The 24457-nt window shown below is 71.2% G+C and carries 20 protein-coding genes; 14 read left to right on the forward strand and 6 right to left on the reverse strand.

Annotated elements, in window-relative coordinates; genetic code table 11:
• Positions 1–37: 37 nt before the first annotated feature.
• Both IF20_RS18800 and IF20_RS18805 read right to left on the reverse strand, forming a co-directional pair.
• Positions 38–1360, reverse strand: coding sequence for an FG-GAP repeat domain-containing protein (locus IF20_RS18800; protein ID WP_052866336.1), 1323 nt, complete (start codon positions 1358–1360; stop codon positions 38–40).
• 178 nt (positions 1361–1538) lie between these two features.
• A complete protein-coding gene (locus IF20_RS18805) occupies positions 1539–3818 on the reverse strand; it encodes a (Fe-S)-binding protein (protein WP_052866337.1) in 2280 nt (759 codons plus the stop codon).
• A gap of 441 nt (positions 3819–4259) precedes the next feature.
• Between IF20_RS18805 and dnaK the strand changes: the two genes are divergently transcribed.
• From dnaK to IF20_RS18825, 4 genes are read left to right on the forward strand one after another with little or no spacing between them, the layout of a single operon-like run.
• Entirely contained in the window at positions 4260–6116 is a 1857-nt protein-coding gene (gene dnaK / locus IF20_RS18810; protein WP_052866338.1) for a molecular chaperone DnaK, read from the forward strand.
• Complete coding sequence (gene grpE / locus IF20_RS18815; protein WP_052866339.1) at positions 6113–6760, forward strand: nucleotide exchange factor GrpE; 648 nt, start codon at positions 6113–6115, stop codon at positions 6758–6760. The genes dnaK and grpE overlap by 4 nt, the downstream gene beginning before the upstream one ends.
• 39 nt (positions 6761–6799) lie before the next feature.
• A complete protein-coding gene (gene dnaJ, locus IF20_RS18820) occupies positions 6800–7981 on the forward strand; it encodes a molecular chaperone DnaJ (protein ID WP_052866340.1) in 1182 nt (393 codons plus the stop codon).
• Between the two features lie 2 nt (positions 7982–7983).
• A complete protein-coding gene (locus tag IF20_RS18825; protein WP_110944298.1) occupies positions 7984–8442 on the forward strand; it encodes a heat shock protein transcriptional repressor HspR in 459 nt (152 codons plus the stop codon).
• Between the two features lie 96 nt (positions 8443–8538).
• On the opposite strand, the gene IF20_RS18830 is transcribed toward IF20_RS18825, so the two are convergent.
• From IF20_RS18830 to IF20_RS18840, 3 genes are all read right to left on the reverse strand, one after another.
• Positions 8539–8943 carry a hypothetical protein gene (locus IF20_RS18830; protein ID WP_052866342.1) on the reverse strand — a complete coding sequence of 135 codons (405 nt, stop codon included), beginning with the start codon at positions 8941–8943 and terminating at the stop codon, positions 8539–8541.
• Positions 8944–9318: 375 nt separating this feature from the next.
• On the reverse strand, positions 9319–9723 hold the full coding sequence (locus IF20_RS18835) for a PPOX class F420-dependent oxidoreductase (RefSeq protein ID WP_052866343.1): 405 nt from the start codon (positions 9721–9723) through the stop codon (positions 9319–9321).
• Positions 9724–9779: 56 nt separating this feature from the next.
• Complete coding sequence (locus IF20_RS18840; protein ID WP_199896648.1) at positions 9780–10361, reverse strand: Uma2 family endonuclease; 582 nt, start codon at positions 10359–10361, stop codon at positions 9780–9782.
• 244 nt (positions 10362–10605) lie between these two features.
• Between IF20_RS18840 and clpB the strand changes: the two genes are divergently transcribed.
• Together clpB and IF20_RS18850 are read left to right on the forward strand one after the other, a co-directional pair.
• Complete coding sequence (clpB, locus tag IF20_RS18845) at positions 10606–13260, forward strand: ATP-dependent chaperone ClpB (protein WP_052866344.1); 2655 nt, start codon at positions 10606–10608, stop codon at positions 13258–13260.
• A gap of 132 nt (positions 13261–13392) precedes the next feature.
• Positions 13393–13917, forward strand: a complete 525-nt coding sequence (locus IF20_RS18850) for a YbjN domain-containing protein (protein WP_052866345.1) — start codon at positions 13393–13395, stop codon at positions 13915–13917.
• Positions 13918–14011: 94 nt separating this feature from the next.
• Here IF20_RS18850 and IF20_RS18855 read toward each other — a convergent pair whose 3' ends face one another.
• Positions 14012–15199: a pyridoxal phosphate-dependent aminotransferase gene (locus IF20_RS18855; RefSeq protein WP_052866346.1), complete on the reverse strand. Its 1188-nt coding sequence runs from the start codon at positions 15197–15199 to the stop codon at positions 14012–14014.
• Positions 15200–15946: 747 nt separating this feature from the next.
• On the opposite strand from IF20_RS18855, the gene IF20_RS18860 reads away from it, so the two are divergent.
• From IF20_RS18860 to IF20_RS18895, 8 genes are all read left to right on the forward strand, one after another.
• Positions 15947–16465: a DUF2617 family protein gene (locus IF20_RS18860; protein WP_052866347.1), complete on the forward strand. Its 519-nt coding sequence runs from the start codon at positions 15947–15949 to the stop codon at positions 16463–16465.
• Between the two features lie 98 nt (positions 16466–16563).
• Positions 16564–18258: a polyamine aminopropyltransferase gene (locus tag IF20_RS18865; RefSeq protein ID WP_110944302.1), complete on the forward strand. Its 1695-nt coding sequence runs from the start codon at positions 16564–16566 to the stop codon at positions 18256–18258.
• A gap of 239 nt (positions 18259–18497) precedes the next feature.
• A complete protein-coding gene (locus tag IF20_RS18870; RefSeq protein WP_052866348.1) occupies positions 18498–19670 on the forward strand; it encodes an SRPBCC domain-containing protein in 1173 nt (390 codons plus the stop codon).
• 62 nt (positions 19671–19732) lie between these two features.
• Complete coding sequence (locus tag IF20_RS18875) at positions 19733–20584, forward strand: aldose epimerase family protein (RefSeq protein WP_052866349.1); 852 nt, start codon at positions 19733–19735, stop codon at positions 20582–20584.
• A 102-nt stretch (positions 20585–20686) separates the two neighbouring features.
• Positions 20687–21229, forward strand: coding sequence for an orotate phosphoribosyltransferase (gene pyrE / locus IF20_RS18880; RefSeq protein WP_052866350.1), 543 nt, complete (start codon positions 20687–20689; stop codon positions 21227–21229).
• Between the two features lie 248 nt (positions 21230–21477).
• A complete protein-coding gene (gene fbaA, locus IF20_RS18885) occupies positions 21478–22500 on the forward strand; it encodes a class II fructose-bisphosphate aldolase (protein ID WP_052866351.1) in 1023 nt (340 codons plus the stop codon).
• A 253-nt stretch (positions 22501–22753) separates the two neighbouring features.
• Complete coding sequence (locus IF20_RS18890; protein ID WP_052866352.1) at positions 22754–23167, forward strand: DUF3151 domain-containing protein; 414 nt, start codon at positions 22754–22756, stop codon at positions 23165–23167.
• Positions 23168–23398: 231 nt separating this feature from the next.
• Positions 23399–24286 (forward strand): tryptophan 2,3-dioxygenase family protein, encoded by an 888-nt coding sequence (locus IF20_RS18895; protein ID WP_052866479.1) that lies wholly within the window; start codon positions 23399–23401, stop codon positions 24284–24286.
• Positions 24287–24457 lie beyond the last annotated feature (171 nt).

Consider the following 24457-nt stretch of genomic DNA (forward strand, 5'->3'; position numbering starts at 1 on the left):
GCCGCGCTCGGCGGAGTGCCCGGTACGCACCCGGCACTCACTCCGAGAAGGCCGCCGTGGTGAAGGTCAGCGCCGGGCCGGCCGCGAAGCCGGTGGCTGCGCCTCGGTGGACGGTGACGGCGTCGCGGGTGCCGTAGACGGTGCGCAGGACCAGGTCGGCTCGGCCGTCGTGGTCGAAGTCGGCGAGCCGGACCACCGTGGAGCGGGCTCTGGCGGGCATGTCGGGGGCCCGTACGGCTGGTTCGCGGCCCGGCCGGAGGCCGGTGGCCGAGCCGGTGAGGAGTACCGGAAGGGGTGAGCCGCCCGAGACGACCAGGTCCGTGCGGCCGTCACCGGTCACGTCCGCCGCGGCGACCGACCGCCCCGCCACCGCGACGGACGCGGTGCGCGGTGTCGCCGTGCCGACGCCGTACCGCACGGCGAGCCGGTCGCCCGTGGCGACCACCGCGTCGACCGAGGTGCCGCCGTCGAACCGGCCGAACGCCGTCCCGAACCCCGCCGGCAGCGTGGCGCCCGCCGTGGCAGGCCCCCGCGCGCCGCCCAGCGCCAGCCGGCCCCGAACGGCGAGGGTCGTGGTCCCCGACCGTACGAGCAGGTCGTCGGCGCCGTCGCGGTCCACGTCGACCGGGATCGGCAGGCTGACGGGCACCGTCCCGGGCATGTCCAGCGGTGCACCGGCTGCCTTGGGCGCGCCCTGCCGTGTGAACGGGCCGCGCAGGAAGCTCGCCCGGGGCCCGGACGCGGTGACGGCCAGGTCCTGCGCGCCGTCGCCGTCGAAGTCGCCGCAGACCGGCCGGTCGGGCCACTCGTTGCCGAACCGGGCCCGGTCCGGGATGCGCAGCTTCACGGCGCGTGCGGTCAGGCCGGCCGGCGAGCCGAACAGGATCTGCACGGGGACGGGCGGCCGGCCCTGGCCGTCGTACGGCGGGTCGGTGCTGACCACGAGGTCGGTGAAGCCGTCGCCGTCCAGGTCGCAGGCGGCCTCGGCGTCGAAGACGGCCGGTACGACGCCCTTCGTGGCGGCGGCGTGCCGGGCGGGGGTGAGGAGCTGGCGTGCCGCCGGGTCGAGGCCGTGCTCCGTGCCGTAGACGATGCCGATGCCGGGGTCGTCGTCGTGGCTGTCGGCGGGGTTGAGCAGGGTGTCCAGCACCAGGTCGGGGTGGCCGTCGCCGTTGAAGTCGTCGGCGGTGTCGCTGCCCTTGCCGTGCGGGACGGGCCGGGGTGGTGGGCCGACGGTGTGCCGGGCCGCGGACCGTACGTGCGCGCCGTCCGCCGTGAGGAGGCCGCAGCCCGCCGCCAGTAGTGCGCAGCACAGCCCGGCCCCCGCCGCCCGTGCCGCTCGTGACCCTCGGTACCGCACTTCGCCCCCCAGCGCCCCACCCGTATCCGGCGCCTCATGGTCGCACGGACATACGTCGTGCGCCCGTACGTTCGTCCGGTTCCGGACACCGGCGCACGCCGGGCCGAGCCGGTGGCGGAACGGCGACGGCCGGCCCCGCGGGATGCGGGACCGGCCGTCGGAGGGACGTGCAGCGCGGTTACTTGACCGGCTCGGGCTCCGGCTCGTCGGCGGGCTCGGCCTCGCCGGCCGGGTCGGCCGGGGTCTTCACGGAGTCCAGCAGGAGCTGGGCCACGTCGACGACCTGGACGTTCTCGCTGACCTTGCCGTCGTTCTTCTTGCCGTTGACCGAGTCGGTCAGCATGACGAGGCAGAACGGGCAGGCGGTGGAGACGATGTCCGGGTTCAGGGAGAGGGCCTCGTCCACGCGCTCGTTGTTGATGCGCTTGCCGATGCGCTCCTCCATCCACATCCGGGCGCCGCCGGCGCCGCAGCAGAAGCCGCGCTCCTTGTGGCGGTGCATCTCCTCGTTGCGCAGGCCCGGCACCTTGGCGATGATCTCGCGCGGCGGCGTGTAGACCTTGTTGTGGCGGCCCAGGTAGCAGGGGTCGTGGTACGTGATCAGGCCCTCGACCGGGGTGACGGGGGTGAGACGGCCCTCGTCGATGAGGTGCTGCAGCAGCTGCGTGTGGTGGATGACCTCGTACTCGCCGCCCAGCTGCGGGTACTCGTTCGCGATCGTGTTGAAGCAGTGCGGGCAGGTCGCGACGATCTTCTTCTTGGACTTCGGCTTCTTGGTCTCCGGGTCCTCGTCGTCCTCACCGAAGGCGGCGTTGAGCGTGGCGACGTTCTCCGCGCCCAGCTGCTGGAAGAGGAACTCGTTGCCCAGACGGCGGGGGGAGTCACCGGTGCACTTCTCGTCGCCGCCCATGATCGCGAAGTTGACGCCCGCGATGTGCAGCAGCTCGGCGAAGGCCTTGGTGGTCTTCTTGGCGCGGTCCTCCAGGGCGCCGGCGCAGCCGACCCAGTACAGGTAGTCGACCTCGGTGAGGTCCTCGACGTCCTTGCCGACGACCGGAACCTCGAAGCCTGCTTCCCGCTGCAGCTCCTGGGTCCAGGCGAGGCGCTGCTTCTTGGCCAGGCCCCAGGGGTTGCCCTTCTTCTCCAGGTTCTTCAGCATCGTGCCGGCCTCGCTGGGGAAGCTGGACTCGATCATGACCTGGTAGCGGCGCATGTCGACGATGTGGTCGATGTGCTCGATGTCGACCGGGCACTGCTCGACGCAGGCGCCGCAGGTGGTGCAGGACCACAGGACGTCCGGGTCGATGACGCCGTTCTCTTCGAGGGTGCCGATCAGCGGGCGCTCGGCTTCGGCCAGCGCGGCCGCGGGCACGTCCTTCAGCTGCTCCTCGGTGGCCTGCTCGTTGCCCTCCATGTCCTTGCCGCCGCCGGCGAGCAGGTAGGGGGCCTTGGCGTGGCTGTGGTCGCGCAGCGCCATGATCATGAGCTTCGGCGAGAGCGGCTTGCCGGTGTTCCACGCGGGGCACTGCGACTGGCAGCGGCCGCACTCGGTGCAGGTGGAGAAGTCGAGGATGCCCTTCCAGGAGAAGTGCTCGACCTGGGAGACGCCGAACTGGTCGTCCTCGCCCGGGTCCTCGAAGTCGATCTCCTTGCCCTCGGAGGTCATCGGCTGCAGCGCGCCGAGCGCCACCTCGCCGTTGGACTCCCGCTTGAACCAGATGTTGGGGAAGGCCAGGAAGCGGTGCCAGGCGATGCCCATGTCGGTCTTGAGCGCGACCGTGATCATCCAGATGAAGGACGTCGCGATCTTCAGGCCGGCGAAGAAGTAGGTGAGGTTCTGGAGCGTCGAGACGTCCAGGCCCTCCAGCCACGAGACCACCGGGTACGAGATGAAGAACGAGGCCTCGTAGCCGTCCACGTGGTGCTGGGCGCCCTCCAGCGCGTGCAGCATGAAGATGCAGACGCCGACGATGAGGATGACGGCCTCGACGAAGTACGCCTGGCCGAAGTTGGAGCCCGCGAAGCGGGACTTGCGGCCCGCGCCGCCCGGCCGGTTCAGCTGCCGGATGACGATCAGGGCCAGGATGCCGAGGACCGTCATCGTGCCGATGAACTCGACGAAGACGTTGTACGGCGCCCACTCACCGATGACGGGCAGCAGCCAGTCGGCCTTGAACAGCTGGCCGATGGCGTTGACGATCGTCAGCAGCAGCGAGAAGAAGCCCACCGCGACGAACCAGTGCGCCGCGCCGACGATCCCCCACTTGTTCATGCGGGTGTGGCCGAGGAATTCCTTGACCACCGTGACGGTGCGTTGCCAGGGGTCGTTGGTCCGGAGGCCGGCGGGGACGGACTGGCCCAGCCGCATGAAGCGGACGATCTGCACGATCGCGCGGCCGAACAGTGCGACGCCGACCGCGATTAGGACCAGCGACACGATGATCGCGGCGAGTTGCATGGGGGCTCCTCGGGCCTGCGTGAGCGGGGAATTCAGAAGGTCTCTGTGAGGGACGGGATGGGCAACTACTAAGCAGTAACTTAGTCAATCCGTGCTGAGGGTACCCACTATTCATGCCGTCCTGTACCAGCTGCGGCGGTGATCTGCGTCGCTGAGGATGACCTAAGGGTGCCGTAAGCGGCGCGCCCTGAGTGCGGACGCGACACGCCGGAGATGCGCCGGACGTCCGTGCGGGGGAGGGTGGGGGTGTCGGCGCCACGCCCGTCGCAGGACGGACGTCTCGCTCCCCTCTCATCAGTACCTCGCTGACCTGCGCATACGTTGCCGTGCGTAAATCTACGGCAGGAGACTTGAGCGGCCTCGACTCAGGTCCTTTGACAGCGCCGGATCTCTGATGCACTCTTGAGCCAGTTCCACTCAATGTCAGCTGGAGGAATCGAAATGGCACGTGCGGTCGGCATCGACCTGGGCACGACGAACTCCGTCGTCAGTGTTCTCGAAGGCGGTGAGCCCACCGTCATCACCAACGCCGAGGGCGCCAGGACCACGCCGTCCGTCGTCGCCTTCGCCAAGAACGGTGAGGTGCTCGTCGGCGAGGTCGCCAAGCGCCAGGCGGTCACGAACGTCGACAGGACCATCCGGTCGGTCAAGCGCCACATGGGCACCGACTGGAAGGTGGACATCGACGACAAGAGCTTCAACCCGCAGCAGATCTCCGCGTTCATCCTGCAGAAGCTGAAGCGCGACGCGGAGTCCTACCTCGGCGAGAAGGTCGCGGACGCGGTCATCACCGTCCCGGCGTACTTCAACGACTCCGAGCGGCAGGCCACCAAGGAGGCCGGCGAGATCGCGGGCCTGAACGTCCTGCGCATCGTCAACGAGCCCACCTCCGCGGCGCTGGCGTACGGCCTGGAGAAGGACGACCAGACCATCCTGGTCTTCGACCTCGGTGGCGGTACCTTCGACGTCTCGCTGCTGGAGATCGGCGACGGTGTCGTCGAGGTGAAGGCCACCAACGGTGACAACCAGCTCGGTGGTGACGACTGGGACCAGCGCGTCGTCGACTACCTGGTCAAGCAGTTCCAGAACGGCCACGGCGTCGACCTGTCCAAGGACAAGATGGCGCTCCAGCGGCTGCGCGAGGCCGCCGAGAAGGCGAAGATCGAGCTGTCGTCCTCCACCGAGACGACGATCAACCTTCCCTACATCACCGCGTCGGCCGAGGGCCCGCTGCACCTGGACGAAAAGCTCACGCGCTCGCAGTTCCAGCAGCTCACCAGCGACCTGCTCGACCGCTGCAAGACCCCGTTCCACAACGTCATCAAGGACGCCGGCATCCAGCTGTCCGAGATCGACCACGTGGTCCTGGTCGGCGGTTCGACCCGTATGCCGGCCGTCGCCGAGCTCGTCAAGGAGCTGACCGGCGGCAAGGACGCCAACAAGGGCGTCAACCCGGACGAGGTCGTCGCCATCGGCGCGTCCCTCCAGGCCGGTGTCCTCAAGGGTGAGGTCAAGGACGTCCTCCTGCTGGACGTCACCCCGCTGTCCCTCGGTATCGAGACCAAGGGCGGCATCATGACCAAGCTCATCGAGCGGAACACGACGATCCCGACCAAGCGCTCGGAGATCTTCACCACCGCCGAGGACAACCAGCCCTCCGTGCAGATCCAGGTCTACCAGGGCGAGCGCGAGATCGCGGCGTACAACAAGAAGCTCGGCATGTTCGAGCTGACCGGTCTGCCGCCGGCCCCGCGTGGCGTCCCGCAGATCGAGGTCTCCTTCGACATCGACGCCAACGGCATCATGCACGTGACCGCGAAGGACCTGGGCACGGGCAAGGAGCAGAAGATGACCGTCACCGGCGGCTCCTCGCTGCCGAAGGACGAGGTCGACCGCATGCGCGAGGAGGCCGAGCGCTACGCGGACGAGGACCACAAGCGCCGCGAGGCCGCCGAGACGCGCAACCAGGGCGAGCAGCTCGTCTACCAGACGGAGAAGTTCCTCAAGGACAACGAGGAGAAGGTCCCCGCCGAGGTGAAGACCGAGGTCGAGACCGCCGTCGGCGAGCTGAAGGAGAAGCTCAAGGGCGAGGACACGGCCGAGATCCGTACCGCCACGGAGAAGGTCGCCGCCGTCTCGCAGAAGCTGGGCCAGGCCATGTACGCCGACGCCCAGGGCGCGCAGGCCGCGGGCGGTGCCGAGGGTGCCGCCGGTGGCGAGCAGGCCAAGGCCGATGACGACGTCGTCGACGCCGAGATCGTGGACGACGAGAAGGACAAGAAGGATGGTGCCGCGTGACGGAGGAGACCCCGGGCTTTGACGAGAAGCCTGACGTCCCCTCCGACGCCGCAACTCCCGATGATGCGGCGCAGGGCGCCGGGTCCGCCGACAAGGCGGGCCCGGCCCCGGCCGGGGACGCGAACCAGGACGCCGGTCTGGTGGCCCAGCTGGATCAGGTGCGCACCGCGCTCAACGAGCGCACCGCGGACCTCCAGCGCCTGCAGGCCGAGTACCAGAACTACCGCCGGCGGGTCGAGCGCGACCGCGTGACGGTCAAGGAGATCGCCGCGGCGAACCTCCTGTCCGAGCTCCTGCCGGTACTGGACGACATCGGCCGCGCCCGCGAGCACGGCGAGCTGGTCGGCGGCTTCAAGTCGGTCGGCGAGTCGGTCGAGACGGTCGTCGCCAAGCTCGGTCTGCAGCAGTTCGGCAAGGAGGGCGAGCCCTTCGACCCGACGATCCACGAGGCGCTGATGCACTCGTACGCACCGGACGTCACGGAGACGACGTGCGTTGCGATCCTGCAGCCGGGGTATCGGATCGGCGAGCGAACGATTCGTCCCGCGCGGGTCGCGGTCGCCGAGCCCCAGCCGGGTGCCCAGCCCGCCAAGTCCGAGGAGAAGTCGTCGGACGAGGAGAGCGGTGGCCCGGACGAGGGCTGACGTGAGAAGCAGGACAGTACGGGAGGAGGGACGTCGGGGATGAGCACCAAGGACTTCGTCGAGAAGGACTACTACAAGGTCCTCGGCGTCCCGAAGGACGCCACCGACGCCGAGATCAAGAAGGCGTACCGCAAGCTGGCGCGGGAGAATCACCCGGACGCCAACAAGGGCGACCCCAAGGCCGAGGAGCGCTTCAAGGAGGTCTCCGAGGCGAACGACGTCCTGGGCGACCCCAAGCGCCGCAAGGAGTACGACGAGGCGCGGGCGCTGTTCGGCAACGGCGGCTTCCGTGCCGGTCCCGGCGGTGCCGGCGGCGGCAGCTTCAACTTCGACCTCGGTGACCTCTTCGGGGGTGCCCAGGGCGGCACCGGCGGTGCCGGCGGTTTCGGTGGCGGACTCGGGGACGTCTTCGGCGGCCTGTTCAACAGGGGCGGCGGCGCGGGCACGCGCACCCAGCCGCGCCGTGGTCAGGACATCGAGTCCGAGGTGACGCTCAGCTTCACCGAGGCGGTGGACGGGGCCACGGTCCCGCTCCGGATGTCCAGCCAGGCCCCCTGCAAGGCCTGTTCCGGTACGGGTGACAAGAACGGCACCCCGCGGGTCTGCCCGACCTGCGTGGGCACCGGCCAGGTCAGCCGTGGCGCGGGCGGTGGCTTCTCGCTCACCGACCCGTGCGCCGACTGCAAGGGCCGCGGCCTGATCGCGGAGCACCCGTGCGAGGTGTGCAAGGGCAGCGGCCGCGCGACCAGCGCGCGCACGATGCAGGTGCGCATCCCCGCGGGCGTCTCCGACGGGCAGCGGATCCGGCTGCGCGGCAAGGGCGCGCCGGGCGAGCGCGGCGGGCCCAACGGCGACCTGTACGTCGTCGTGCACGTCGACGCGCACCCGGTCTTCGGGCGCAAGGGCGACAACCTCACCGTCACCGTGCCGGTCACCTTCCCGGAGGCCGCGCTCGGCGGCGAGGTGAAGGTGCCGACCCTCGGCGGCCCGCCGGTCACGCTGAAGATACCGGCCGGGACGCCGAACGGCCGGACGATGCGTGCGCGCGGGAAGGGTGCGGCGCGCAAGGACGGTACGCGGGGCGACCTCCTGGTCACCATCGAGGTGGTCGTGCCCAAGGACCTCAGCGACAAGGCGAAGGACGCGCTGGAGTCCTATCGCGAGGCGACCGCGGGTGAGGACCCACGGTCGGAGCTCTTCCAGGCCGCGAAGGGAGCTTGATGATGGACAGCCGGGGCGGGCGTCGGAGTCGTAATCCATATGAACTGACCGATGAGTCGCCGGTGTACGTCATCTCCGTCGCGGCTCAGCTCTCCGGCCTGCATCCGCAGACGCTGCGCCAGTACGACCGGCTCGGCCTGGTCTCCCCGGACCGGACGGCCGGGCGCGGCCGGCGGTACTCGGCCCGGGACATCGAGCTGCTCCGCCAGGTGCAGCAGCTGTCGCAGAACGAGGGCATCAACCTCGCGGGCATCAAGCGCATCATCGAACTGGAGAACCAGGTCGCGGCGCTGCAGCAGCGCGTCGCCGAGCTGCAGAGCGCGGTGGAGGGTGCCGCCGCGGCGATCCAGCAGCGGGAGGCGGCGGTGCACGCCAGCTACCGCCGGGACCTGGTGCCGTATCAGGACGTGCAGCAGACCAGTGCGCTGGTCGTGTGGCGACCTAAGCGGACGGGCGAGTAGCCGCAGTGCTCCGACGGGGCGGGCCGGGGTCTTCGGACCCCGGCCCGTTCGCGTTCCAGGGGTGCCGCGAGCGGCGCATACGCGGGCCAGGCCGGGTCAGCAGCCGTTGTACCCGGCCGTCGGCATCGACAGCCGCCGGTGCACCCGGGACTTCATCTCCGTGGTGTAGACCGGCTCGGTCCCGTCGGCGGTCTCCAGGCGGACGCCGGCCGCGGCGCAGCGGGCGGTGAAGTCCTCGGCGGAGTCGACGGCGTTCTCCAGGGCGCGGCGGTTCGGTACGACGAAGACGTCGACCAGCCCCGCCTCCACGTCCTGCCACAGGGCGCAGTGGTCGGCGCGCAGGTGGTGCAGGCTCAGCCGGCAGGTGAGGCGGTAGTCGCGGTCCTCGGCCCAGCGGGCACACATCTCGTGCTGGCTGCGGTCGTCCACCAGGAAGGGATCATCGTCCAGTTCCGCAAGTGGCATCAGGCACGCGATCGCCGTCACTCGCACCGCATTCATCCTGCCCCCCGGGACGTGGCGACTGTGGGAGTGACGATACCCCTGTGGACGGAGCGGGGCTGCGGCGCTGCGCCGGGCGGCGAGGCGTAGCCGCAGGCGTGGCAGATCTTCCATCCGTCCTGGTTGACGGCCAGCCGGCCGCCGCAGCGTGGGCACGATTCGGCGCGGGGGCGCCGGTCCGGGCTGTCGGCGGCGTTTCCGTGTGTCGTGCTGGTGTGCGTTGCTGACCTCATTCGGCCTCCAGCTGACCTGTTCGGCCCGGGACGGATCGCATCGTGCGCGGACCTGGTCACGTATTCACTAGCAGCTCCGGCCGAGGATTCGGAAGAACGCGGTCCGTTATCGGCCACACGACCCGCGTACGGGCGCGTGGCCTCAGCCCCGTCCGAGCATCTTCGTCACCCGGATCTCGATGACCACCCGTTCGGGGTTGGGCCGCGGCTGCCGCTCGTACCGCACTGCGTACCTGGCCTCCGCGTCCCGCACGCTCGCCTCGTCCGTACGGACCGTCGCCAGGCCCTCCAGGGTCGCCCACCGCTTCCCCTGCATCTGGCAGACCGCGACGCGCGCGCCGCCGTCGCCCCGCGACAGGACGTTGCGCGCCTTGGCCGTGCCCCTGCTCGTGATGACGCGGGCCAGCCCCTGCTCGGGGTCGAACGTCACCCCCACCGGCACGACGTGCGGCGTCCCGTCCGGCCGCATCGTGGTCAGCGTGCAGACATGCCGCTCCCGCCAGAAGGCGAGGTACTCGGGGTCGGGGTTCTGGAGATCCTGGGCCATGCCCGCACTTTACGGGGGCGTGCGGGGCGGGCCTGCGACGACCGGCGGCCCGGCGGTCAGAGGAACTCCGAGGTCTCCAGGTCGAAGGAGAAGGGGGCGGGGAGGGGGAGGGGTTTGCCGAAGGGCACCGAGTGGATCTCGCCGTAGTCCCCGTCAGCCGGCTCGCTGAACAGAGTGATCGTTGACTTCGTCCGGTCGACGAGGAGGTAGAGCGGAATGCGTGCGCGGGCGTATGCCTGCCGCTTGGGGCCGCGGTCCTTGTTCGGCTTGCTCGATGTCACCTCGATGACCATCGCGACGCCGTCGCTCGGCATCCATGGGGGAGCGCCCCGGAAAAGGCGCAGCTCACGCGGGGCGATGGTGGCGTCCGGGATCACGTGATCGTCAGCATGGCCTGCCGTACTGGAGAGGACGAGCCCTTTGTAGCCGGAGATCTGCATGTGCGTGCTGGACTCGGCCCTGACCTGGCCGGAGATCAGGTCCAAGTAGTCCTCGTGATCGCCATCCGTCGGTGGTGACACAACGATCTCCCCCTCGATGAACTCAGGCCGGAACCCCACGGGGGTCTCCAGCTTGAGGAAGTAGTCCAGGAGGGTCTCTTCGTCAGTGGCCGTCGGCTCGTACGCCATAGCCGTCATGCTGCACCTCCTTGTCGCGGAAGACCAGCATGGCGGGCCGGAGCCCCGGCCGGGCCGATCATCAGAACGGATCACCCGCGCGAGTGGGATGCGCGTCCGACGGGAACCCAGGCCGCAGCGGCCGGCAAAGGTCGGCGTTTTTGCCTTGAGTGGAATAGACTCAACTTATCGCACGTTGCATCAGGCAAGAGGCGGCCCGAGGGCCGATAACGTGCAGGCCGGACAAGAGGAGGAGCGCGAGCACGTGGACGCCGAGCTGACCAACAAGAGCCGGGAGGCGCTGAGCGCCGCCAACGAGCGGGCCGTGACCGGGGGCAACGCGGACATGACGTCCGCCCACCTGCTGCTCGCGCTGCTCGCCGGACAGGACAACGAGAACATCACCGACCTGCTGGCCGCCGTCGGCGCGGACGCCGCCGCGCTGCGCGCCGGTGCCGAGCGCCGGGTCGCCGCGCTGCCCAGCATCCAGGGCTCGACCGTCGCCCCGCCGCAGCCCGACCGCGAGCTGCTCGCGGTGATAGCGGACGCGTCGCAGCGCGCCAAGGAGCTGGGCGACGACTACATCTCCACCGAGCACCTGCTCATCGGCATCGCCGCCAAGGGCGGGACCACCGGCGAGCTGCTGGACCAGCAGGGCGCCTCCGCCAAGAGGTTGCTGGACGCCTTCGAGAAGGCGCGCGGCGGCCAGCGGGTCACCAACCCCGACCCCGAGGGCACGTACAGGGCCCTGGAGAAGTTCGGTACGGACTTCACCGCGGCCGCGCGCGAGGGCAAGCTCGACCCGGTCATCGGCCGGGACCAGGAGATCCGCCGCGTCGTGCAGGTGCTCTCGCGGCGTACGAAGAACAACCCGGTGCTGATCGGCGAGCCCGGCGTCGGCAAGACCGCCGTCGTGGAGGGCCTGGCCCAGCGCATCGTGAAGGGCGACGTGCCCGAGTCGCTGCGCGACAAGCGGCTGGTGGCGCTGGACCTCGGCGCGATGGTCGCGGGCGCGAAGTACCGCGGCGAGTTCGAGGAGCGGCTGAAGACCGTCCTGGCGGAGATCAAGTCCAGCGACGGCCAGATCATCACCTTCATCGACGAGCTGCACACCGTGGTGGGGGCCGGTGCGGGCGGCGACTCCGCCATGGACGCGGGCAACATGCTCAAGCCCATGCTGGCCCGCGGCGAGCTGCGGATGGTCGGCGCGACCACGCTGGACGAGTACCGCGAGCGCATCGAGAAGGACCCCGCGCTGGAGCGCCGCTTCCAGCAGGTGCTGGTCGCCGAGCCGACCGTCGAGGACACCGTCGCGATCCTGCGCGGCCTCAAGGGCCGGTACGAGGCGCACCACAAGGTGCAGATCGCGGACTCCGCGCTGGTCGCGGCCGCCACCCTCTCCGACCGGTACATCACCTCGCGTTTCCTGCCCGACAAGGCCATCGACCTGGTCGACGAGTCGGCGTCCCGGCTGCGCATGGAGATCGACTCCTCCCCGGTGGAGATCGACGAGCTGCAGCGCTCCGTGGACCGGCTGCGCATGGAGGAGCTGGCGCTGAAGAACGAGACGGACGCCGGTTCCGTCCAGCGCCTGGAGAAGCTGCGCAAGGACCTCGCCGACAAGGAGGAGGAGCTGCGCGGCCTCACCGCTCGCTGGGAGAAGGAGAAGCAGGGCCTGAACCGCCTCGGTGAGCTGAAGGAGAAGCTCGACGAGCTGCGCGGCCAGGCCGAGCGCGCCCAGCGCGACGGCGACTTCGACACCGCCTCCAAGCTGCTGTACGGCGAGATCCCAGGGCTGGAGCGGGAGCTGGACGAGGCCGCGGCCGCCGAGGCCGAGCAGGAGGCCAGCAAGGAGTCCATGGTCAAGGAGGAGGTCGGCCCGGACGACATCGCCGACGTGGTCGCCTCCTGGACCGGCATCCCGGCCGGCCGGCTGCTGGAGGGCGAGACCCAGAAGCTGCTGCGCATGGAGGACGAGCTGGGCAAGCGGCTGATCGGGCAGACCGAGGCCGTGCGCGCGGTCTCCGACGCGGTACGCCGTACGCGCGCCGGCATCGCCGACCCCGACCGCCCGACCGGCTCGTTCCTCTTCCTCGGCCCGACCGGCGTCGGCAAGACCGAGCTGGCCAAGGCGCTCGCGGACTTCCTCTTCGACGACGAGCGGGCCATGGTCCGCATCGACATGAGCGAGTACGGCGAGAAGCACTCCGTGGCCCGCCTGGTCGGCGCGCCTCCCGGCTACGTCGGCTACGAGGAGGGCGGCCAGCTGACCGAGGCCGTACGGCGCCGCCCGTACAGCGTCGTCCTGCTGGACGAGGTGGAGAAGGCCCACCACGATGTCTTCGACATCCTGCTGCAGGTGCTGGACGACGGCCGGCTCACCGACGGCCAGGGCCGCACGGTCGACTTCCGCAACACCATCCTGATCCTGACCTCCAACCTCGGGTCGAACTTCCTGATGGACCCGCTGCTGAAGGAGGAGCAGAAGAAGGAGAAGGTGCTGGAGACGGTTCGTTCCGCCTTCCGCCCGGAGTTCCTGAACCGGCTGGACGACACGGTGGTCTTCCACCCGCTCGGCACGGACCAGCTCCAGCGGATCGCGCAGATCCAGATCGCGCACCTGCAGAAGCGGCTCGCCGACCGGCGGCTGACGCTGGACGTCTCGGACGCGGCGCTGACCTGGCTGGCATGGCTGGGCCAGGAGCCGGTGATCGACAAGCCCGAGCAGGCCGCCTCTTCGGGGCCCGACCTCTCCTACGGCGCCCGGCCGCTGCGCCGCCTCGTCCAGACCGCCATCGGCGACCAGCTCGCGCGGGCGATCCTGGCGGGCGACGTGCACGACGGCGACACCGTCCGGGTGGATGTGGACGGCGACCACCTGTCGGTGACGGCCGAGCGGGAGCCGGTGGCGGCGGCCTGACCGGTCCGACCGGCCTGACCGGGCCGACCCCGCCCTTCGCCGTAGGCGGAGCGCCTGACCCGCCCCGTCCGCTTGCCAGGACGGGGCGGGTGTGGGGGAGGATGGCAAGGACCATACGAAGGGACTTCCACGGTGACTATCGACCCGTCCTCGATTCCGAATTTCGGGGGCCAGCCCGAACCGCAGCCGACGGGGCCGGAGGGTCCCATCGTGCCTGACCAGGACCTGGTCAAGCAGCTTCTGGACCAGATGGAGCTGAAGTACGTCGTCGACGACGAGGGCGACCTCGCCGCCCCGTGGGAGCAGTTCCGCACGTACTTCATGTTCCGGGGCGAGGAGGAGCAGCAGATCTTCTCCGTCCGCACCTTCTACGACCGGCCCCACGCGATCGAGCTCAAGCCCAAGCTGCTGGAGGCGATCGACGACTGGAACCGCCGCACCCTGTGGCCCAAGGCCTACACCCACACCCACGACGACGGCACGGTCCGTCTGATCGGTGAGGCGTCGATGCTGGTCGGCACCGGCGTCTCGCTGGAGCACTTCGTCTCCAGCACGGTCAGCTGGATCCGCGCGTCCATCGAGTTCGACAAGTGGCTCATCGAGCAGCTCGGCCTGGAGGCCGAGGTCGACGACGCCAAGCCGGACGACGAGGCCTGACGGCCCGCGCTCGGCAGCGAGAGGGCCCCGGAGCAGCTCGCTCCGGGGCCCTCGCGCGTGCCGACGAGCGCCGAGGCGCTCGCGTTCCCGCCGATCAGCCGCCCGACAGCTGCTTGAGTCGGGTCGCCGCCGCGCGCAGCACCTCGTCCTTCTTGCAGAACGCGAACCGTACGAGGTTGCGCCCCGCCGCCTTGTCGTCGTAGAAGACGGCGTTCGGCACCGCGACCACGCCGCAGCGCTCGGGCAGGCCCAGGCAGAACGCCAGGCCGTCCTGCTCGCCCAGCGCGGTGATGTCGGTGGTGATGAAGTACGTGCCGCTCGGCCGGAAGACCCGGAAACCGGCCTCCGCCAGCCCGTCGGCCAGGATGTCCCGCTTGCGGCGCAGGTCCTCGCGGAGCCCGTGGAAGTAGTCGTCCGGCAGCGCGAGCGCCTCGGCGACCGCGTACTGGAACGGGCCCGCCGAGACGTAGGTGAGGAACTGCTTGGCGGAGCGGACCGCGCCCACCAGCTCCGGTGAGCCGGTCACCCAGCCGACCTTCCAGCCGGTGAACGAGAAGGTCTTGCCCGCGCTGCCGATGGAGACCGTGCGCTCGCGCATCCCGGGGAAGGACGCCATCGGGACGTGCTCGCCCTCGAAGACGAGGTGCTCGTAGACCTCGTCGGTGACGACGAGGAGGTCGCGCTCGCAGGCCAGCTCGGCGATGGCGGCCAGCTCGGCGCGGCTGAGGACGGTGCCGGTGGGGTTGTGCGGGGTGTTGAGGAGGATGAGGCGGGTGCGGTCGGTGACGGCGTCGCGCAGCTCGTCCAGGTCGAGGCGGTAGCAAGCCTCCTCGGGGGAGGGGCGCAGGGTGACCGGGACGCGGGTGCCGCCGGCCATCGCGATGCACGCCGCGTAGGAGTCGTAGTACGGCTCCAGCGCGATCACCTCGTCGCCGGGCTCCAGCAGCGCCAGCAGGGAAGCGGCGATGGCCTCGGTCGCGCCCGCGGTGACCAGCACCTCGGTGTCGGGGTCGTACGTCAGGCCGTACCAGCGCTGCTGGTGGGCGGTGACGGCGGCGCGCAGTTCGGGGATGCCGGGGCCCGGCGGGTACTGGTTCCCGCGGCCGTCGCGCAGCGCGCGTACCGCAGCTTCGCGGACCTCTTCGGGGCCGTCGGTGTCGGGGAAGCCCTGGCCGAGGTTGATCGAGCCGGTGCGCACGGCGAGCGCGGACATCTCGGCGAAGATCGTCGTACCGAATTCGGCGAGGCGGCGGTTGAGCAGCGGTCGTCCCATGGGCGTCATCCTCCGCCGAACCTCTGGAGTTCCTCAACTCCGCTTTTGGTTGCCGGCAGGCCGGGCATGTGATCCGCACGCAAGAACCGAAATACGGGGGTGAGTGGAATGACAGGCGTTGTGATCTTCCTGCTGATCTGTGCCTTCGTGGCAGCCGCGGTCTGGATGACGCGGACGGCCATGAACAATGAATCGCCGCGGGGCCGCAACAAGAGGAAGTGGGTCGCCGGTGGCGGGTCCGGTTCCGGGGGCAGCTGGTGGGCCGGTGACGGCGGATCGGGCGGCGGCCACCACGGCCACCACCACGGCGGCTCCTGCGGGGGCGGCTCGTCCTGTGGTGGCGGTTCGTCCTGCGGTGGGGGTTCGTCCTGCGGGGGTGGCGGCGGTGGCTGCGGAGGCGGAGGCGGCGGTTCCTGAGCGGTTCCCCCGCGCGTCCCGCGGCGATCGCCCGGGTGATCCGGTGTGGAACATGCAACCGGCCCATGCCTTGTCGCATATGCGCCCGGTGGTTATCAACAACCGCCGGGCGCAAGCCTGTTGAACAACTGAACTGAGAGGCCCTCTGAGGGATGGAAACCCGGCGAAGATGGGTAAAAAGGCTGTGGGCCCCGCGAGTTTCATGATTCCCTCTCTTGTGAGAATCCACCAGTTCTCGGACCCCACGTGGTCACGAGCCGGCAGCCGGTAAGTCGTATCCCTGGTCCTCCTCCGGGGCGGGCCGGCCCACCATCCACTGCGTGCTTGCGGAGCCGACCCATGCTCACCACCATCAAGACCGCCTACACCGACACCCGCGCAGCCGACCTCGCCTGGGCGCTCGGCCGGGAGCCGCTGCCGGCGCTCGCCGTCCTCGACCTGCAACTCGAGGAGGCAACTGTCCAGTTGCGGCTGCTCGGCGCCTCGCACCAGGTGCTCCTGACGGAGGAGCACGGCAGCTGCTCGGAGACGGTGGCCTGTATGCCGGGCAGCAGCACCCCGCTCCCGCTCGGTGTGGCGAAACGCATCGGCGACTGGGAGTACGAGTTCGCCGCGCATGTGGAGACGCTCTCCCGCGGCTCGTTCGCGGGCCGGGCACAGGAGTTGCTCGCTCTGGTGGCCGAGCATCCGTACGGACTCGCCGGGACGTTCCCCGGAGCACCGCACGCATTCACCGCGATGCTTGCGCAACGCGAGAGCGGCCAGGTGCGCTGGCGGACGTGGCACGCCTACCCCCAGGAAGGCCGGCTGGTGGCGACCCGTACGCGCGTGGGTGTGCGGGCGGTGGCGGCGCTGTGAGCGGGAGCGCGGCGGTGGCGCGGGGGCTGTTCCGCGCGAGCCCAATGCACTCCTGTGGGTGACAAGGCGCGACAGAGGCGTCACGTAGCGTTCGCAACATGATCGATCCGCCAGCGGCCCTCACCTCCGGCGCCCGCAGGCCGCCGGAGATCGTCGGATCACCACGGCTGCCGGTACCGGCCGGAATCGGCCGCCTCCTCGTGCTTGCCGTGGTCTTCCTCTGCGCCGCCTGCGGCCTGGTGTACGAACTGGAGCTGGTCGCCCTCTCCACCTACCTGGTCGGCGACTCCGTCACCCAGGCCTCCGTGGTGCTCTCCGTGATGGTCTTCGCGATGGGCGTCGGCTCGCTGCTGGCCAAGCGGCTGCGCTGCCGCGCCGCGGTCGGCTTCGGCGCGGTCGAGGCGGCGCTGGCCCTGACCGGTGGTGTCTCGGCGATGGCGCTGTACGCGAGCTTCGCGTGGTGCGGCCAGTCCCGGCCCGCGATGGTCGGCTTCTCGCTGCTGATCGGCGTGCTCATCGGCGCCGAGGTACCCCTGCTGATGACGCTCATCCAGCGCATCCGCGACCAGGACGCCGGCGGCGCGGTCGCCGACCTCTTCGCGGCGGACTACGTCGGCGCGCTGGTCGGCGGGCTCGCCTTCCCCTTCCTGCTGCTGCCGGTGCTCGGCCAGTTGACGGGCGCCCTGGTCACCGGCGGCGTGAACGCCGTCGCGGGCGGCGCGCTCGTCCTCGGCCTGTTCGGCCGCGACCTCTCCCCCCGGGCCCGTCGGTCGCTGCTGGCCGCCAACATCCTGGTGCTCGTGCTGCTCGCCGCGTGCACGGCGCTGGCCGGCCCCTTCGAACGGGCCGCGCGCGAAGCGGTGTACGCCGCCGAGCCGCGGGTCGCCCTCCAGACGGACGTGCAGGAGGTCGTGCTGACCGGCGGGACGGGCGGTGGGCGCGCGGGCCGGAGCGGTGGCGGGGCCGTCCGCGCGCCCCTCGCGCTCTATCTCGACGGCCGGTTGCGGGTCAGCGCCACCGACGCCTTCCGGTACCGCGAAGCACTCGTCCATCCGGCGATGGCCGGCGGCCCGCACGGCCGGGTGCTGGTCCTCGGCGGCGGCGACGGCCTCGCCGCGCGCGAGCTGCTGCGCTACGACGACGTCGAGTCCGTCACCGTCGTCGACCGGGACAGCGCCCTGCTCCGGCTGGCCCGCACCGACCCCGGGCTCGCCCGGCTGAACCGCCACGCGCTCGACAGCCCGCGAGTGCGGGCGGTGACCGCCGACGTCTTCGACTGGCTGCGCCGGGACGCCCGGCACGAGGTCCGCCGGGACGGCCCGTACGACGTGATCCTCGCCGACCTGCCCGACCCCGCCATCACCACCGGGGCGAAGCTGTACTCCCAGGAGTTCTACGGACTCGCGGCCCGGGTGCTGGCCCCGGACGGCCGGCTCGCGGTGCACGCGGGCCCGCCCCGAGCCCGGCCCCGCAATTTCTGGACGGTCGAGGCGACCCTGCGCGCCGCGGGGCTGCGCACCGTCCCGTATCGGATGCCGGGCCGCCTGCACACCTTCTCGGGCGGCCCCGCCCGGGGACAGAACGGCGCCGGCAAGGCGAGCCCGGAAGCCGTCCGGTACTGGGGCTTCGTCCTGGCGGGCCGCAGCACGCCCCCGCTGAAGCTCTCGCCCGACACGCCGCCGCTGCGCGCGCTCACCCCGGCCGTGCTGCGCTCCGGCCGCCTCGCCCTGGACCGCGCGCGCCCGCCTGGCCTGCCGCCGTCGACCCTGGTGCACCCGCGGTACGGCGGCTGACTCGGGCCGGCCCGCCGACCGGGCGACGGCGGCCTGCCGAGAACGCCGCGCGGGCGCACCCGGCCGCCAGGCGCTCGCGGTCGCTTCGCCTCTCCATGACGGCCGATGGACACCTGTCCGCACGGTCCGTCGGAGGTGTGCCCGGCCGGCTCCCTCGGGACACCAGGGGACCGACGCGAGGAGCGGGATATCACCGGGGGGCCTCCGTCGCGCCCGGAAAGGAATTAGGCTCCGATGTCATGGAGCATGAGGTGTACGTTCCGTTTCCCGTCGGCACGGTGCGGCAAGCGCTCACCGAGCCGGAACGCCTGGCCCGTTGCGTCCCGGGCGCCCAGCTCGACGCGGACCCCGCACCCGGAGTTCCGGAGGGCCGGCTGCGGCTGCGGGTCGGCGGCTCCACCATCACCTACCGCGGCACGCTGCGGGTGACCCCGCGCGACGGCGACCCGGACGCGTTCGACGCCGCGGCGCGTGGCACGGAGGTGCGCGGCGACGGCTTCGCCGAGCTGGACCTCACCGTGCGGGTGGCGCCCGACGAGGGCGGCAAGGGCACGACGCTCTCCTGCACCGCGGTCGTACGGTCCGCCGGCCGGCTCGCGGCCGCCACGGACGACGCCGTTCAGGCGGTCGGGCGCCGCATCCTGGACCGCTTCGCCACCACCCTCACGGAGGACCTGTCGCTCCGGCCGGTGGCCATCGGGGAGCCGGACGCCTCCGCAGCGGCCACCGGGGAGCCGGCCGGCTCCGGTACGCAGGCCTCGTCGGACGCCTCCGATGTGCAGAGCCCGCCGGACGCGGGCACGACGGCCGCCGAGGGGGCGGCCGTCTTCGCGAGCGAGCCGACGGACGGGCGCGAAGAGCCCGGCGCGACCGGCGTGGAGCCGGCCGGTGACGAGGAGGACGCCGTCGCCGGTGCGGACGCGCTCGCCGCGGAAGAGACCGAGGAAGACGCCGTCGGCGACGCCGAGGGTGTCAGCGGCATCGAGGGCGTCAGCGGCATCGAAGGGGGCAGGGAGCCGGGCGCCGAGGACGACCCGGACGATGTCACCGGGGTGGACGACGCCGACGCGGAGGACGCCGACGACGTCGACGAAGCGGGCGACCTGGTGGACGCGCCGCCGCGGTCCGGCGTCTTCGAGACCGAGATCCCGCCCCCCTCGCTGGACCCGCTCGCCGACGACGAGCTCGGCATCCCGGCCGAGCCGCCCGCCGAGGCCGCGCACGCCCGCCGCACGATGATCGGCCGCAGCGCCGAGGAGGTCGACCACGCCCCGCCGCGCGGCCGCTACGCACCCGTGCCCGCCCCCGACACCACCTCCGCCTCGGCCACCCTCCGCTGGGCGGCCCCCGCGGCGGCCGTCGTCCTGGCCTCCGCCGTGGTGGTCGGCCGGGTCCTGCGCCGCCGCCGCTGATGCGGCGTCGGGCCCCGCGTGCCCGGCCCGCCGCGCGTGAGCCGCACCGTTAAGGTCGAGCCGTGAGCACTGAGAACCGCACAGAGCCCGCCCACAAGCCGCGCGTGGCACGCACCGTCCGGCTGGCCGCCGGGGACACCGAGGTGGCCGTCCGCCCGGACAACGGCTGCCGCATCGAGAGTCTGCGGATCGGCGGCACGGAGCTGCTCCGGCAGGGCGACAAGTACGGCTGCTTCCCGATGGTGCCGTGGTGCGGCCGGATCGAGAACGGCCGGTTCCGCAACGGCGGCGAGACGCACCAGATGCCGCTCAACTCCCCGCCGCACGCCATCCACGGCAACGGCCGCAACCTCTCCTGGCGCACCGCCCGTACGACCGGAACCAGCGGGGCCTTCACGTACGACCTGGACGACCCGGCCGCCCCCTGGCCCTACCCCGGCAAGGTCACCCAGCTGGTGGACCTGGCCGAGGACGGCGGCTCGCTGACGCTGACCATGGGTATCGAGACGTACGGCGACTCCTTTCCGGCGCAGGCCGGCTGGCACCCCTGGTTCCTCCGCGACCTCGGTGACGGCGGCGAGGGCGTCCGTATCGACTTCGCCCCCGAATGGCAGGAGGAGCGTGGGCCCGACCACCTCCCGACCGGGCAGCGCATCGCGCCCCGCCCCGGCCCCTGGGACGACTGCTTCGGCATGCCGCAGGGCGTGGATGTCACCCTCACCTGGCCGGGCCGGCTGGAGCTGAAGGTCGCCAGCCGCGCCGAGTGGGTCGTGGTCTACGACGAGCAGGAGGCGGCCGTGTGCGTGGAGCCGCAGTCCGGCCCGCCCAACGGGCTGAACACCCTGCCGCGCCTGGTCACCCCCATCGACCCGCTGGAGATCTCCACGACCTGGACCTGGCGTTCCCTGGCCTGACCGGTCGGCCCGCCCGGTGCCGGCAGCGGCCGGTACCGGCTCCGGTGGGCCTCGCGGAGCCGCGTCCCGGACCGGCCCCCGTGCTGTCCTAAGCTCGTGCGCATGACGGACGACGTACGTGGCGAGCTGCTGCGGCAGATCAAGAACAAGGCCGTGGTGCACGGCAAGGTGACGCTTTCCTCCGGCAAGGAAGCCGATTACTACATCGACCTCCGCCGGATCACCCTGGACGCCGAGGCGGCGCCGCTGGTCGGCCAGGTGATGCTGGACATCACCGCCGACCTCGACTACGACGCGGTCGGCGGGCTCACGCTCGGCGCCGACCCGGTCGCGACGTCGATGCTGCACGCCGCCGCCGCGCGCGGGCAGAAGCTGGACGCCTTCGTCGTCCGCAAGTCCCAGAAGACCCACGGCATGCAGCGCCGCATCGAGGGACCGGACATCACGGGCCGCCGCGTCCTGGTCGTCGAGGACACCTCCACCACCGGCGGCTCCCCGCTGACCGCCGTCGAGGCGGCCCGTGAGGCGGGCGCTGAGGTCGTCGCCGTCGCGACGATCGTCGACCGCGGCGCCGAGTCGGCCATCGCCGGGGCCGGCCTGAAGTACATCACCGGCTACCAGCTCACCGACCTCGGTCTCGCCTGAGAGCACCGGCACGCTCGCCGGTGAGGTCGGCGCGCCGGGCCGGGTTTTTCGGTGCCGCACGCGGTGACCTGCGGTTTCACCAAAGGGCGGGCTGTTTCACGTGAAACAGCCCGCCCTTTGCGCCGTCCGGGTGGCGGCGCGATGTGGAGGTATCCGGCAAGTCTGGGAAGATGGGCCGCGACGATGACGTCGCCCCCTGGTCAGGGCCCAGAACGTACCCGGTACCCGCACACACAAGGAGCGGACAGATGCCCATCGCAACCCCCGAGATCTACAACGAGATGCTCGACCGGGCGAAGGCAGGCAAGTTCGCCTACCCGGCCATCAACGTGACCTCGACCCAGACGCTGCACGCGGCGCTGCGCGGTTTCGCCGAGGCCGAGAGTGACGGCATCATCCAGATCTCCACGGGCGGTGCGGAGTTCCTGGGCGGCCAGTACAGCAAGGACATGGTGACCGGTGCCGTCGCCCTGGCCGAGTTCGCGCACGTCGTGGCCGCGAAGTACGACATCACCGTCGCGCTGCACACGGACCACTGCCCCAAGGACAAGCTGGACGGCTACGTCCGCCCGCTGATCGACATCTCCGCCGAGCGCGTGGCCAAGGGCCAGAACCCGCTCTTCCAGTCCCACATGTGGGACGGCTCGGCCGAGAACCTGGCCGACAACCTCTCCATCGGCCAGGAGCTGCTCGCCAAGGCCGCCGCCGCCAAGATCATTCTTGAGGTCGAGATCACCCCGACCGGTGGCGAGGAGGACGGCGTCACCCACGAGATCAACGACGAGCTCTACACCACCGTCGACGACGCGATCCGCACCGCCGAGGCGCTGGGCCTGGGCGAGAAGGGCCGCTACCTGCTCGCCGCCTCCTTCGGCAACGTCCACGGCGTCTACAAGCCGGGCAACGTCGTCCTCCGCCCCGAGCTCCTCAAGGACCTCCAGGAGGGCGTCGGCGCCAAGTACGGCAAGCAGTCCCCGTTCGACTTCGTCTTCCACGGCGGCTCCGGCTCCACCGAGCAGGAGATCGCCACCGCGCTGGAGAACGGCGTCGTGAAGATGAACCTCGACACCGACACCCAGTACGCCTTCTCCCGCCCGATCGCGGACCACATGTTCCGTAACTACGACGGCGTCCTGAAGGTCGACGGCGAGGTCGGCAACAAGAAGGTCTACGACCCGCGCAGCTGGGGCAAGCTGGCCGAGGCCGGCATGGCCAAGCGCGTCACCGAGGCCTGCGCCAACCTGCGCTCCACCGGCACCAAGATCAAGTAACTCCGGCGCGGCGCCGCACCGGCGCCCGCGGAGTAAGCACCTCGGAGGGCCCCGTACGCAAGGGGAGCACGCGTACGGGGCCCTCCGCGTGCCCGGACCGTACCCGGCGCACCCGAAGCCGCGGACGGTGGTGTGGAGGCCGTGGACGGTGGTGCGGCCGGGCCGCCCCGCGCGTGGACGATCCTCCGTGCGCCCACCGGAACGGCCACCTCCCGGGCGCCGCCCGCCGCACGGACCAGGCAGACTTGGACGCATGGCCATTCACGAGAACCTGCTCGGGGGACCGCCCCCGACCCATCTGCCCGAAGACCCGGAGCCCCGCGAGCTGCTCGCCTCGGGCACCGCACCGGCCGACGTCGCCGCGAAGTACCCGGCGTCCTCGCTCGTCTGGGCACAGCTGGCGGACGACGCCTTCCAGGCCGGCCGGACCGTCGAGTCCTACGCGTACGCCCGTACGGGTTACCACCGCGGCCTGGACTCGCTTCGCCGGGCCGGCTGGAAGGGCCATGGCCCGGTCCCGTTCGAGCACGAGCCGAACCGCGGCTTCCTGCGGGCGCTGCACGCGCTCGCCCGCGCCGCCCAGGCGATCGGCGAGCAGGAGGAGTACGAGCGCTGCACGACCTTCCTGCGCGAATCCTCGCCGACGGCGGCCGACACGCTCTCCTGAGGTATCACCCGGGAGAAGACCGGCTCAGGACCGGCCGGCGACATGTTCCGGCCGGTCCTGAGCCGGTTCGGCCCCCGCGAGTCGGCCGGGGCTGCCCTTGCCAAACCCTGGAGAGTTGCGGAAGATGCGCAACAGGTCCGGTGAGCCGGGCCTGACGAGGGGACCGGGGCTCCGATGCCGACAGGAAGGGGCGGACCGCTACCCGGAGGCATGCATCACGAGGAGTTCCTGATGTCGCACTCGTCATCAGCGTCCCAGGCGTCCCCGTCCCCGGAGCCGGCCCCGCGCTGCCCGGTCGGCGGCCAGGCCGAAGCGGACCCGAATCTCGACTTCGCAGGCACCACGCCGTACGAGGACTACGTCCAGGCGGAACTGCTGACCCACGCCCAGCACCTGCTCTCCGACGACCCCGGAGAGATGGCGTTCCTGGTGACCACCCAGGTCATGGAGTTGTGGTTCACCGTCATCGTCCACGAGTGGCACACCGCCTGCGATGCCCTGCGCGGCGATGACGTGCCCACCGCGATCGACGCGCTGCGCCGCTCCACGTACGAGCTGGAAGCGCTCAACGCCGCGTGGAAACCGCTGGCCCGGCTGACCCCCGCGCAGTTCAACGCCTACCGCGGCGCCCTCGGCGACGGCTCCGGCTTCCAGTCCGCGATGTACCGACGGCTGGAGTTCCTGCTCGGCGAGAAGTCCGCCTCCATGCTGGTCCCGCACCGCGGCGCGCCCCGCGAGTACGCCGAGCTGGCGAAGGCGCTGCACGAGCCGAGCCTGTGGGACGAGGTCCTGCGGCTGCTGGACCGCCGCGGATACGCCGTCCCCGTGTCCGTCCTGCAGCGCGACCCCACGCTCAAGTACGAGCCGAACCCCGCCGTCGAAGCCGCCTGGGCCGAGGTCTACGCCGGCGACCCGCGGAGCGAGCTGGTCGCACTGGGCGAGGTCCTCACCGACGTCGCCGAACTGGTCTGGCGCTGGCGCAACGACCACCTGGTGGCCACCCGCCGGGCGATGGGCGCGAAGATGGGCACCGGCGGTTCCTCCGGTGTCGCGTGGCTGGAGAAGCGCGCCCGCAAGAACGTTTTCCCTGAGCTGTGGACGGCTCGCAGCCATGTCTGAGCGGCCGACCGCCCGACCGCGGTACTCGACCCGGCCGGACGGGGCACCCGTGCTGGAGCGGCAACTGACCACCGACGGGAACGAGCGGCTCCGCACCACACAGCACCACACAGCAATGCGGCCGGGCAGCGGCGAAGGGTGACGACGACGTGCAGCAGAACCAGAGCGCCG

It is taken from the genome of Streptomyces niger, from assembly GCF_000718305.1.
Taxonomy (GTDB): domain Bacteria; phylum Actinomycetota; class Actinomycetes; order Streptomycetales; family Streptomycetaceae; genus Streptomyces; species Streptomyces niger.